This is a genomic window from Streptomyces sp. TRM49041 (genome assembly GCF_008271805.1).
GTDB lineage: Bacteria > Actinomycetota > Actinomycetes > Streptomycetales > Streptomycetaceae > Streptomyces.
Map to the genome: position 1 here is coordinate 96508 of NZ_VSRY01000103.1, position 12090 is coordinate 108597.

Sequence of the window (12090 nt, forward strand, 5' to 3'; positions counted from 1 at the left end):
AGCACCGAGCTTCGCTCGTGGAGATCACCGATTGCTCAAGAATCACCGACACGACCACTGCTCATCCAGCCCGGATTTCAGTGTTTCCGCAGGATTCCGTGCGCATCACATCTCGGATCCTACAACCGGCTGCAGGATCCGCGACTTGATGCGCAATGTCAACACTCTATGCGCAGCGAGTGCGCAAATCCGGGCTTCAGTGCGCAATGACTCCGGACCGTAACGGCTGGCTGTCGCTCTATTGCGATCTTTCGGTGCTGCTGCAGCTCTAAGAAATAGTCCCTCCCTGGATGGGGCCGAGTAGACTATTAAGAAAACGGATCCTCCGTGTAGCAAGATCGGAAGCGCAAGATGAGCGACCCCGATATTCCCACCCCGGAAGAATTCGGATACGACCCGGCCGATTTTGGAGCAGACAAAATAAAGGTCACTCCCATAGGTCATAACGCCTACCATTGGACTGCGTACAGCAACAGTGGCGGCCAAATCAGTTGGAACACTGATCACGCTGGGAACTACATCGATTATAGCCCAGATCCGCGCTACGGCCCTGAAGTGCACATGAGCGATAGGAATATAAAAGGGAGAGGTAAAACGGTATGGAAATTGGACGACACACCAAATGATGTGCAGGGCGAGGATTCCTAGATGAACCTCGCCCCAGCAGCCGCCCAATCAAATTCACTAGAGACTGGCTGCGTCTTCTCATCCACCTTAGCCCCTGCCAGGCGAACCGTCTCAAGATCTTTGGCTTGCGTGAAGTCGGCGCCACGGAGATCTGCAGAAGTCAAGTTGGCCCTCTTCATATGAGCATTAGAGAGATGCGCGTTACGTAGGTCTGCACCAGCCATCTCCACCCCCTCAAGCCACGCACCGTCGGCCACGACGGACCTTAGATGCGCACCACCAAGGTCAGCCCCCTTTTGACCCTCGACGCCAAGCTGCGCCTCCAAGAGCACACTCTTATCAAGACATGCCTCTTTCAGTACAGCACCCCGTAGGTCGGCTTTCTGCAACCGCACTCCCCTGGGGTTCTTCAGACTTCTATTGACATAGGCCAGATTTGCGTTGCGAAGAGAGGCTCCGTAGAAGTTCGCTCCCTGCAAGTTTCCGTTATTCAGGTCGGTGCCGCTCAGGTCCGCTTCACTGAGGTCTACATCGACTAGGTAAGCCCCGTGCATGTCTGCCCCTCTGAGAGGGATACCTTTGAGATCAGCGTACTGATGGCTGCCTTCTCTAAAACCTGGCACAACATTTGGGATACCTAGACGGTGAATCCTTGCCAGAGCAATAAAAGCCATTGCAGCGTCCGGCTTCAAGTCGCGGCACACTTTTCTTGCGGAAGCATTACTTCGCCGACCTGGATTCGCCTTGACTGTCAAGCTGGATCGAATGTGAACTGCGAGCAGCTTGACAATTGTGGCTCGATCAGCTTTGGACTCGCGAGCTACCCGCTCCAAAGACAGCACTGCGCCGACACGCACGCTGTCTTCGTTTTGCTTTCCGAGCTGATCCACCGCCCGAGAGAAACGCTCGGTTATCTGCCCCTCCCTGCTCAGTCGAAAACCTTTCCAAGTGAGCAGCGCAGTAACAAGGAAGAAAGCTCCCGCAAGTGCCTGTACCATTGCGGTTCGCACATCGTTTTCCGCTTTGAGTATCTCTGCTCGAGACAAACCGGAAAGCGCACTGGCTCCCTCAGCCCTTTCCAAGAGCCACCGCGGATTGAAGACCGCGAATGCTAGAACCCCAAGGACGACCACGGCTAGAGCGATGAAAACGAACACGTCGCGAGATCTCTGCATCTCGGCTCCTAGAAACCTTACGTGAGGGACCTCTATAGTGCTACACGGCAGAGCGCCTTCACTGCGACATCTGGCTCCACATTGATCAGCTCGTCGAGGCTGACCTCGACCGAGTGCGCCGGTTCTCCTGCAGAGAAGATTATGACCTGTCGCTGACATACATCAGGATCAATGTACTGGGGGATACGAAGCAACCCTCCGAGTGCAGGCAAGCATCCTAGCGAACACCAAGGAAACATTTTCCTAATTTCCCGCTCGGTTGCCAATCGGCATTCACGCCCAATGCTCTGGGATGCCGTGTTCATACTCAGCCGCCGCCCTGCAGGAATTATGGCCAGATACCACTTATTCCTGAATCGCCCTGCCTTCAATAGAAGAACTTTTACGACATCCAGGGGATCCACGCTGTGCATTCGCACCAGGGCTTCAGTTCTCGCGATGGCCGTGCAGGCTGGAGAATGCTGGTACTCCTTACACGCCACATTCCTTTGCTGCAAATAGCCTTGAACAGTTGGCATCGCCAGCACCCCAAATGCATCAGATTCCGCACCTGGTCAAGCGGGAAGGCCACTCGGTCATGTCTCCAGCTTGTATCGGATGCGAGACAAGTGCATCTTCACCGCGCTGGCGTGGCTTGTCGCCCCAGTGCCAGCGCGGTCGGTTCTTGGCGTGGCGCCCCATACCGAAACCTTCTGTGCCCGTTCTGAAGAGCCGACTGAAGTCGTTCTCGCGCTGGCAGAACCGGCGTTCATCGCAACCATCGATGCCTCACCGTCTGTCACCAGCCAGATCGCGCAGAATCATCGACTGCTCAACATCCACCAACTCCGCCACTGCTCACTGCACCCGGATCCCGGTGTTTCCGCAGGAACCAGTGCGCAAGAAGCTGCGGAACCTACAGCCCAAGCGTAAATTGCCCGACTTCGCGCACTGCGCTCATCGGACTGACAGGTTCTGGGATCCGACCCTAAGAATGCATCTCTTCCTCGATGACGCGCGCGATCTCTGACCACGGTGCGCGTAAGGCACCGACGAGCGACCAGTAGCCGTACATATGCCGGACCAAGGACCCGACGCCAAGGCGTGCGGCGTCTCGGTCGATGGCACCGATGACCCGTCGGGTGATTCCTCCAGCCCCTCGGGCAGCTGGGGTGAGCCCGTGCCCGAGTAGGAGCGTGGCCGTACGGATGGCATCCAGAGTGGCTGGCGGGGCCGCTCCGGCGAAGCCGCCGTAGATCAGTTGGTGCCAGCGCTCCTGGGTGCGAGCCCACGCCAGGCGTTCAAGTCCGCTTCCGAGGTCTACCGCCAAGCGGTCTGAGTGTTCGGTGTTCCATAGGAGGACGATGTCGCCAAGGGCGTGGTCCAAGTGGCGGAAGCGCAACGTGATTCCCTCGACCTGTCGTCGGCGCCACGAGGACAACTGGCCGTCGACACTCAGGTGCCTTGCATGCAAGCCGAGTTGCGAGAGGACTGTCAGCCAACCGTCGAGGATGGCGCCGTACTCCTCTAGTCCGCCGATGCGTTGAACCCGGGATATGTTGACGAAGGAGGTCAGAAAGCCGTCCTTCAAGTGGCCGGTGGCGTCACGCTGGCCTGTAAAGCGGACGACCGGCTGAGGGATGAATCCGCTCCGGTACGTGTGCGGTTCGCCGTCCTTGAGGAGCGGGTCGAGCGCCTGGACGGCGGAGATGGTCAGTTCGGTCTCTCGGCCCCAGCGCATGGGGAGGCAGACGTCACGCGGGGCACCGTCCCGCGCGAAGCCGAGCTCCAGGGAGTCGAGCAGGTCCCGCCACGTCGGGGGTCTGCGCGGTGGCCGGTAGGGAGTACCGCGGTGGGGATGACGGATCTCGATGTGAGGGCCATCGACGGTGAACTCCCAGTGAGGGCCTAACGCGGCGCGCAGTACGCCGGGTATCCGCTGGGCCAGGTCGTCCCCGGCGGTGCCTGTCGCGCGGGTCAGCACGGCCGGGCCGCCATCGCCTGGAAGTGGCGCACTGGGTCGAAGCGCCGCATCCCCACAGCCTGGACGCGGCGGTGGTCGAGGCTTTCCGCCTGTTCGATGGCGTCGGCGAGCCTTCGTGCCGCGGTCTCGTCATCCTCCTCCGGGTCGACGACGGCGACCGCACCCGTCTCGTCGCACAGGGCGGCGTGAGCGCAGGTTCCTTCCCGCCAGGTCAGGGCGGCCATGGGCGTGCCGGCGCGGAGGGATTCTCCGAAGACGGCGGCGCCGGCTTCCACATACGGCCGGGCGTACGTGTAGACGAAGACGGATGCCTCGGCGATGGCGGCGGTCTTGGCGGGGCCTCCGAGTTCGCCGACCCACTTCACATGGTCGGCGGTGAGGAGGCGCTCGTGGCGGCGGACGTACGTCTCGTCGAAGACGGGGCCGACGATCTGAATGCGGCGGCCGAGGATCTGCGCGGCGCGTGCGGCGATGTGTGGTGCCTTGTCCTCGTCGATCCGGCCGAGCCAGATGAGATCGGTGCCAGCGGTGGCCGGTGGCTCCTCCTCGTCGAGGCCGAGGTGGACGGCGAGCTCGGGGATCGGCTGGTGCTCCGCGTAGCGCTCGATCATCTCGGGCGAGTAGCAGTAGAGCCGCAACCGGCGGCCGTCGAAGGCGGTGGGGCTGTGCTGGAAGACCGGCGAGTGCTGGAAGGTGGCGACGTCGCAGTCCAGCTCGCTCCAGGTGCGCGTCCAGGCGGGAAGCGACGGGTACTCGTGGCCGACGACCAGGAGGTCGTACCCGCTGTCGCGCAGCTCGCGCTCGGCGAGCGATCCGCGGGTGAGGTCCTCCAGGCGGACCGGCTTGCGGACCCAGTCGTGCTCCAGGTCCGTGAGCCAGCCCGGCCCGAGGAGGTGTACGTCGGCGCCTGCGGCTCGGGCGCCTACGGCGACCGCCCACAGCCATCGTTCAATCCCGCCGTAACCAGCGGGCGGAAAAGCGTAGCTACCAGGGAAGTCGCAGACGCCGACCAGCACTTATGCCTCCGGTGTTCCGTCCGCCGAGATACGGCGGAAGCCGAGGTACGGGAAGAGTGATTCGGGCAGGACGATCGAGCCGTCCTGCTGCTGGCACTGCTCAAGGAGAGCGGCCAGGGTGCGGCCGACGGGCAGGCCGGAGCCGTTGAGGGTGGCGACGAGCTTGGGCTTGCCGTCCTCACCTCGGGTCCGGATGTTCGCCCGGCGGGCTTGGAAGGTGCCGAAGTTGGAGACCGAGGAGATCTCGCGGTACGTGTTCTGGCTCGGGATCCAGACCTCGATGTCGTACGTGAGCTGGGCGGAGAAGCCCGTGTCGCCGGCCGGCAGCTTGATGACCCGGTAGGCGAGGCCGAGCTCCTTGAGGCACGCCTCGGCGTGGCCGACCATCTCCTCCAGCTCGGCGTCCGCCGTCTCCGGGTCGACGATCTTGACCATCTCGACCTTGGCGAACTGGTGCTGGCGGATCAGACCGCGGGTGTCCCGCCCGTACGAGCCGGCCTCCGAGCGGAAGCACGGGGTGTGAGCGGTCATGGCCACCGGCAGCTCGGCCGGCGGGATGATCTCGTCGGCGTAGAGGTTGGTCAGCGGAACCTCTGCCGTCGGGATGAGAAAGAGCTCGCGGTCGGCGACACCGGTCTTGAACAGGTCCTCCTCGAACTTCGGGAGCTGCCCGGTGCCGGTCATGGTCTTGCGGGTGACCAAGTAGGGGACCGCGTACTCGGTGTACCCGTGTCGGCGGGTGTGGATGTCGAGGAAGAGCGTGGCCAGGGCTCGCTCCAGGGCGGCGCCGGCACCGCGGGAGACCGCGAAGCGCGGCCCGGACAGCTTGGTCGCCTTGCCGAAGTCGAGGATGCCGGTGGCCTCGCCGAGGTCGACGTGGTCCTTCGGCTCGAACGGGAAGGCGGGAGGAGTGCCGACGCGCCGGATCTCGACGGCGAACTCCTCGGAGTCGCCGTCGGGGGCCGAGTCATCCGGCAGGTTCGGGATGCTCAGAAGCAGGTCGCGCAGCTGAGCCTCGATCTCCTCCTGGCCGGCCTCGATCTCGCGGATCTGGTCCTTCAGCTCGCGGGCATGCTCCTTGAGCTTGCTGATGTCGCCGCCCTGCTTGGCCGTCTGCTGGACCTCGCTCGCCACTCGCTTGGACTCTGCCCGCAGCTCGTCGGCCGAGCGGATGTTCTGGTTGCGACGAGACTGGAGGGACTCCAGCTCGGACAGGTCCAGGGAGTAGCCGCGACGAGCGAGCCGACGAACCGCTTCGGCACCCATGTCAATCAGGGCGCGGGCATCATGCATGAGGAAGATCCTTCTGATCCGGCGAGTGGTGGGATACGGGATCGACGGTAGCAACCGCCGAGCCGTCCCCGTTCCGGAATATCCCCCAGTCACCGATGCCGCCGCTGCGGTCCTGAACGCCAGTTTCAAGATCGTGCATCAGCGTTCCGATGAATTCCGGCAGCTCCACGTCGGCGATGGCGACGGGCTCGACATACGGCGCCTCCGGAAAGAACAGGGGCATGGCCTCGCCAGGAGCCCGGTCGCGGTGCCAGAGGAGCACGGAGACCATCAGCCCGTGGGCCACCAGCACGCGAGGACCAGGATGCTCCAGGGTTGCGAGCACCCCGGTGAGCATCCTGCGGATGCCCTCGCGCTGCGACTCGCTCCCGCCGGGCGGGCGCTCGTGGGCGCCGTGCCCGTCGAGCCAGACGGCGTATTCCAGGAACGGGTTTCCCTCGAATTCTCCGTAGTCGAGTTCGTTCAGCCGAGGATCGGTGATCAGTTCCGGCTCGGGGACTCCCATCAGCAGGATGGCGGTCTGCTGGGCGCGGGGGAATTCGCTGGCCAGCCACGTTTTCACGCTGTGGAGGGGCACGCTGCTCCATCCCTTGTGCAGCGACCGGCGGCCCTCCTCGCTCAGGCGGATGGGTTTGGTCGGATCGCCGTTGACGAGGTAGCGCCGGCTGTAGTTCGTCTGTCCGTGGCGGAGGACGTACGTCGTCATGATGGGTTCCTTGGGGTCGGCGCCGACAGCCATGCGAGGACGTCGGCCATCCTCGGCTCGCGGGGATCACCGGTGTCGAGGTAGAAGAGCAGGCCGTCCAGGGCCAGGGCCCTGCACCATGGCGCCAGGACGGGCACGGGGATGCGGGAGATCCGTGCGGCTGCGGCCAAGCGAGCGTCTGTGCCGTGCCCGAGGTCGTAGTACACGGTCCAGAAAGCCCAGTCGAAGGCCGCATCGCCCGCCATCGGGAGGGGATCGATCAGGCGGGGATGACCCAGCCAGTCGAAGAGCACGTTCTCGCGGTAGAGATCCGCGTGCAGGACGGTGAACCGAGCGGAGTCCTCCTCCAGGGCCACGAGGGCCGGGAGGGCCGCGTCGACGTGCTCCTGCCACGGGCCGACGTCGAGCGATTCCAGTCGGCGTCGCACCCGGGGGCGTACCTCCTGGTGGAGGTACGTGGTCAGGGAAGGAAGGTCACGCGGCCGGCGCCGACGGCGGCCGAAGGTGTGGAGGCCCTGGAGGGCGGCGGCCACGGTAGGAAGCTCGCGAGGCGGTCGCTCACCACCACCGGGGCGGCCTCCGATCATCTCCAGGGCCGCCACGGCCAGGTCGTCCGCCGCCTCGACGACGCCCGCTGTCGGCCCACCCGCCCACAGGCGTAAGGCGGTGACCTCGTTGCGGAACCGGGTGGGATCGGCCCACGCCTTGAGAAGCAGCGGACGTCCGTCGAAGGTTCCGGCCGTGACGACCACCGAGGCGTGTCCGGCGTCGTGGTACGCCCCGAGCGTGAGCTTCCAGCGCTCCGCCGCGCGCTCCATCAGCGTGGGCACGGCGTCGAGCCAGCCGGAGACTCCCGGGCCGTAGTGCGTGACCAGGCGCCGCCGGCATTCCGCGGAGACCTCGCCGAGCGTCCGCTTCTCCATCAGCTCAGCACGATCCCGTCGGAGACCAGCTCGTCGGTCAGCGCTGGGAACTCGTCCATGGCCTCCGCCACCAGTGCCTGCACCTTGTCCACCTCGGCGTCCGGGGACGACAGGCGGACGAGGACGCGCCACGGCTGGTCGAGGCGCTGCCCGGTCGCGCTGACCAGGTGGACCTCGGCGTGGCCGTCCGTCGCCTCGTGGAGCCGCTCGGCGAGCCGGCGGGCGGCGATGTTGTAGAGCTTGCCCACGTGGTAGACGGGGTTCTTGCCGTTGGCGCCCTCCAGATTCATCGGCCGCAGGGGCGTGATGAGGCCGTTGACCCGGTTGCCGCGGCCGACGACGCCCTCGTCGCCCGACTCGATCGAGCTGCCCGTGTAGGTGAGGTACAGCTCGTCCTTCTCCGGCACGTCGCGAGCGTTGAGCCGGAACCGAGTCTCGGCGCCGGGCAGCCGGAGGCCGGCCAGTCGGTGGCACTCGGCAAGGACACTTTCGGTGTTCCGCACGTAGTCCGCGCGGCTGCCGACGATCCGCGACTTCTGCGGGACACAGAGCACGACGTCCGCCTGCTCGCCGTCCCAGTAGCCCATGAGCTTCACGTCCGATCCGCACCACGCGTGGGAGAGGGTGAAGTCGCTCTCCCCGGAGAAGTGGTCGACCAGCTCGCGCACGAACGACTCAAAGACGTTCTCCGGCGCCCAGCCCGTTCCCAGCGACGTGTCATTGGACAGTCGCACCCGTCGCTCCCGCAGGTCCTCGATCGACCGCGGGTTGAACCACCGCGTCCGGTCGGGCACCTCGTCGCCCGTGAGGACGGCACCGGGGCTGGAGTTGCTGGTGATGTTGAAGGTGATATCCAGGTGGTCCGAGACCTCGGGGAGCCGGCGGGCGAAGAACGCCCGCACCTCGGCCTCCACGATCTCCTCCACAGGGATCCGCTCGCCGCCGCACATGGGCGCGGCACGGCCGTTGACCAGCACGCGGACCGGGGCAATCATCCGGCCGGCGCCGTAGCGAACCTCGCTCGCGCCGCCGAGGAGGGCGAGCTTGTCGAAGTTGTGGTGCAGCACGGCGCCGAAGCGCTCAACGGTGTAGCGGCTGTACGCACGGGACAGCCCCTCGGCGAGGTGGTCGGCGAGGGTGTCGGGGTGGCCGAGGCCCTTGCGCTCGACGATGGTCGTGGCCGGAGGGTGGCCCACTCCGGTGTCGATCACGAGATGGGTGTTGCCAAGGATCGTGCTCGTTCGGGACATCAGGATCCCTCGTTTCGGGTCGGAAAATGACGGAGCACTGCGAAGGCGTGTCAGCGAGGCACGCCTCGGGCGCGGAGAGACGAGATGGTCTGGGCGAGAAGCGCCCAGGTAGCGATGGGGCGGTTCAGCGCCGCGAGCTGACGGATGAGGCCAGGAGGGACCAGCGTGATGTCCTCCGGACGGCGCCGGTCGAGCCAGAGGAGCAGGCGCCAGGCCAGGACCGAACCGCTCAGGACGAGTCGGCGAATGACGTCCTCCGGCAGCTGCCGATGAGGCAGCCCCCCATAGATCAGGTCGCGGGCCAGATGGAAGGCGACATCCGCGTGATCAGCGACAGCAGGGCCGCGCCCGCTCGCCTCCCAGTCGACGACGTGGAGCCAGTCTCCGTCGACCAGGAGGTGCTCGGGCTTGAGGTCCCCGTGAAGACGGACGACCGGATGGGAGTCGATCGGTGCGAGGAGTTCTGCCAGTTCCGCCCACCATGGCAGCAGTCGGCACCGGGGAGACAGCTGGCGGAGCAGGAACCCTCGCTGGGTGAACGGATCGCTGTGGTGAGGCATCCAACCCGGTCCGGGAGCAAGGCCCGTGACCGGGCGATGCAGTCGGCCGGACAGGGCCAAGATCCGATCGAGATACTCCCGGAGCCCCGGAAGGGTCTCGACCGTGCACGGGCGTCCGGGCAGCAGTTGGAACACGGTCCAGGCAGACTCACCATCGAAGCCGGTGCCCAGGACCGTCGGAACTGAAAGCCCATGACGACAGCCACCGCGAATCGCTTCCAGCTCACGACTGCGCCGCCCAGCCGGGTCGATACCGATGTAGACCTTGAGCAGTGATCGGCCATCCAGTGCCTGGAAGACCCTGGAGTACGGCTTGACCGAAGTCCGGCGGAAGGGACCGTGCCGAGACTCGATCGCTCGTAATGCCACAGGGGAGTTCAGCACCTCGTCACCTCCAGCCATCGTGTCCACCTGGGAAGCGCTGCCGGAGGAGGTGGCCCACCACCGCGGCGCTGAGGCAAGTAAGCCGGAGTCGCGGCCAGCGGTCAGTGGACAGGGTTAACGGATTGCGCCGTTAACCGTTAACTCCCCACGTGAGGCGGGACTTTGGCTCATCATTGACCGGGTCACTGCGACTGACATCGGGGGAACGATGGGGGCGAAGAGCAGACTCCAGCAGGCCAGGCTGAACAGGGGCTGGACGCAGGGCGAGCTGATCGACGCGCTGATGGCTGCGGCCCAGCGCCTGGGAGTTCCGTCACCAGCGGCGACGAGCTGGAAGACGCTCATCTCCATGTACGAGAACGGCCGGCGCCTCGTGAGCCCGGACCACCGACCGCTCTTCCGGGAGGCGTACGAGGCGACCGACGAGGAGCTCGGCTTCGGATCAGCCACCCGGAGCGCCGCACCCCGAGGGAGCACGCTCCTGTCGACACCGACGGCGGCAATGGGCCGCACCCCGGTGCCGGTTAACCCGGAGATGCTGGGCTACCTCACCTCGGTGCTCCAGCAGCACGCACAGGCCGAACCCTTCGTAGGCCCGCAGTTCCTCCTGGCCCCGGTGGGCAGCCAGATGCCCCTCATCGAGCAGATGTGTCGCGAGGCGTACGGTCCGCTGCGGCAGGAGGTCCTGCGCGTGGGGGCGCGATACGCGGAGTTCCTCGGCTGGCTTCACCAGGACACCGGCCGCACCGAAGAGGCCATGCGCTGGACCAGGATGGCGATGGAGTACGCCCAAGAGCTGGGCGATCCGATGGTGATCGCGTACATGCTCCAGCGCCGCAGCAATATCGCCACGGAAGCGGGCCACGCCGGCCACGGTGCCGGCCTCGCTCTCGCTGCCCTCCGGTACGCCTCCGAGCTATCTCCTCGCGTCCACGCCGTCGTTCTCCGCCAGCTCGCGAACAGCAAGGCGAGCCTCGGAGAGGCCGCCGAGTCCGAGCGGGCCATCGAGCAGGCCCTCGCGGCGGCAGACAGAGGCGATGATGACGACCTGGCCTTCTACTGCACGGTCTCGTACATCGAGATGGAGGCGGCCAACTGCCGGGTACGCCTGGAGCGCCCCGAGCAAGCCGTCGCGACGTACGAGAAGAGCCTTCGACACTGGCCTGCCGTGCAGGAGCGGGACCGAGGGCTGTGTCTCGCCCGGCTCGCCACGGCCAACGCGATCCTGGAGGACGTGGAAGGCGCCCACCAGGCCGCAGAACAAGCCCTCGGCATCGCCCACCGGACGGGCTCCACACGGATCCTCGACGAGCTGTACCGGCTTCAACCGCGTCTTGCGCGCTGGCGCAAACTGGTGGAAGTTTCGGAACTTAACAGGGAGTTAGACCTGACGAAGCAGGTCACCCCCTAGTCGACCGAAGGAGAGCCGTGAACTTGCTGCCGACCGCCACGAGCACCGATGTCCAGGAGCTGCAGCCCCGCGTCGCCGTGCTCCCAGTCGGCTCCTTCGAGCAGCACGGCAAGTACCTCCCATTGATCACCGACACGGCAATCGCGTGCATCATCGCCCAGGAGATCGCCGACGCCTACCCCGTGCATCTTCTCCCGCCCATCACCATCTCGTGCAGCCACGAGCACGCGGCGTTCCCCGGCACGGTCAGCATCAGCGCCAGAACCCTGTACGCCGTGATCGATGACATCCGCGCCTCCCTCGCCCGCTCGGGCATCCACAAGCTGGTGATCGTCAACGGCCACGGTGGGAACTACGTCCTGTCGAACGTGGTGCAGGAGGCCAACGTCGACGGCCCGGCGGTCTCCCTCTTCCCCCTCGGCCCAGACTGGGACCGTGCCCGCGAGTACGGCGGCCTGGAATCGGACAGGCACGCGGACATGCACGCCGGCGAGATCGAAACGTCGATCCTGCTTCACGCCGCTCCTGAGCTCGTCCGCGAGGGATACGGCAACGCGGACCACGGCGCAGCGCGTCCCTTCCTCCTCGTGCACGGGACGAGCAACTACACAGAGACCGGTGTGATCGGCTTCCCTTCGCTTGCCTCTGCGGGCAAGGGCAAAGCCGTCCTGGAAAGCCTGACCGAGGACTTCGCCGGGCACCTCAGCGCGCTCGGCGAGGCAATCGTGCCCACCCGCCCGACGCTGCCGACCGTATCCCGCAATCCTGTTATTGAATGACTA

Annotated in this window: 12 protein-coding genes; 3 read left to right on the forward strand and 9 right to left on the reverse strand. The window is 65.4% G+C overall.

The genetic code is table 11. From position 1 onward, the window contains the following. The first annotated feature begins 351 nt into the window (after positions 1-351). Positions 352-648 carry a hypothetical protein gene (locus FVS66_RS11630; RefSeq protein ID WP_149180944.1) on the forward strand — a complete coding sequence of 99 codons (297 nt, stop codon included), beginning with the start codon at positions 352-354 and terminating at the stop codon, positions 646-648. Here the strand turns inward: FVS66_RS11630 and FVS66_RS11635 are convergent. The 9 genes from FVS66_RS11635 to FVS66_RS11675 all read right to left on the reverse strand — a co-directional run bounded on the left by FVS66_RS11635 (position 645) and on the right by FVS66_RS11675 (position 9915). Beyond that, positions 645-1802, reverse strand: a complete 1158-nt coding sequence (locus FVS66_RS11635; protein ID WP_187645483.1) for a pentapeptide repeat-containing protein — start codon at positions 1800-1802, stop codon at positions 645-647. The genes FVS66_RS11630 and FVS66_RS11635 overlap by 4 nt on opposite strands. Before the next feature lie 32 nt (positions 1803-1834). Continuing rightward, a complete protein-coding gene (locus FVS66_RS36790; RefSeq protein WP_149180946.1) occupies positions 1835-2320 on the reverse strand; it encodes a YbaK/EbsC family protein in 486 nt (161 codons plus the stop codon). 449 nt (positions 2321-2769) lie between these two features. Then, positions 2770-3765 (reverse strand): hypothetical protein, encoded by a 996-nt coding sequence (locus FVS66_RS11645; protein ID WP_187645485.1) that lies wholly within the window; start codon positions 3763-3765, stop codon positions 2770-2772. Further along, entirely contained in the window at positions 3759-4781 is a 1023-nt protein-coding gene (locus FVS66_RS11650) for a glycosyltransferase (protein WP_149180947.1), read from the reverse strand. The genes FVS66_RS11645 and FVS66_RS11650 overlap by 7 nt, the downstream gene beginning before the upstream one ends. After that, entirely contained in the window at positions 4782-6074 is a 1293-nt protein-coding gene (gene serS / locus FVS66_RS11655; RefSeq protein WP_149180948.1) for a serine--tRNA ligase, read from the reverse strand. Then, a complete protein-coding gene (locus tag FVS66_RS11660; protein ID WP_149180949.1) occupies positions 6067-6780 on the reverse strand; it encodes a histidine phosphatase family protein in 714 nt (237 codons plus the stop codon). Before FVS66_RS11660 ends, serS begins: the two co-directional genes overlap by 8 nt. After that, positions 6777-7703 carry an aminoglycoside phosphotransferase family protein gene (locus FVS66_RS11665; protein WP_149180950.1) on the reverse strand — a complete coding sequence of 309 codons (927 nt, stop codon included), beginning with the start codon at positions 7701-7703 and terminating at the stop codon, positions 6777-6779. Before FVS66_RS11665 ends, FVS66_RS11660 begins: the two co-directional genes overlap by 4 nt. Next, entirely contained in the window at positions 7703-8953 is a 1251-nt protein-coding gene (locus FVS66_RS11670; RefSeq protein WP_149180951.1) for a methionine adenosyltransferase, read from the reverse strand. The genes FVS66_RS11665 and FVS66_RS11670 overlap by 1 nt, the downstream gene beginning before the upstream one ends. Positions 8954-9003: 50 nt before the next feature. Further along, a complete protein-coding gene (locus FVS66_RS11675) occupies positions 9004-9915 on the reverse strand; it encodes an aminoglycoside phosphotransferase family protein (protein ID WP_149180952.1) in 912 nt (303 codons plus the stop codon). 190 nt (positions 9916-10105) lie between these two features. On the opposite strand from FVS66_RS11675, the gene FVS66_RS11680 reads away from it, so the two are divergent. Both FVS66_RS11680 and FVS66_RS11685 read left to right on the forward strand, forming a co-directional pair. Beyond that, positions 10106-11308 (forward strand): helix-turn-helix transcriptional regulator, encoded by a 1203-nt coding sequence (locus FVS66_RS11680; RefSeq protein ID WP_149180953.1) that lies wholly within the window; start codon positions 10106-10108, stop codon positions 11306-11308. 23 nt (positions 11309-11331) lie between these two features. Beyond that, positions 11332-12087 carry a creatininase family protein gene (locus tag FVS66_RS11685; RefSeq protein ID WP_399225350.1) on the forward strand — a complete coding sequence of 252 codons (756 nt, stop codon included), beginning with the start codon at positions 11332-11334 and terminating at the stop codon, positions 12085-12087. The last annotated feature ends 3 nt before the right edge of the window (positions 12088-12090 follow it).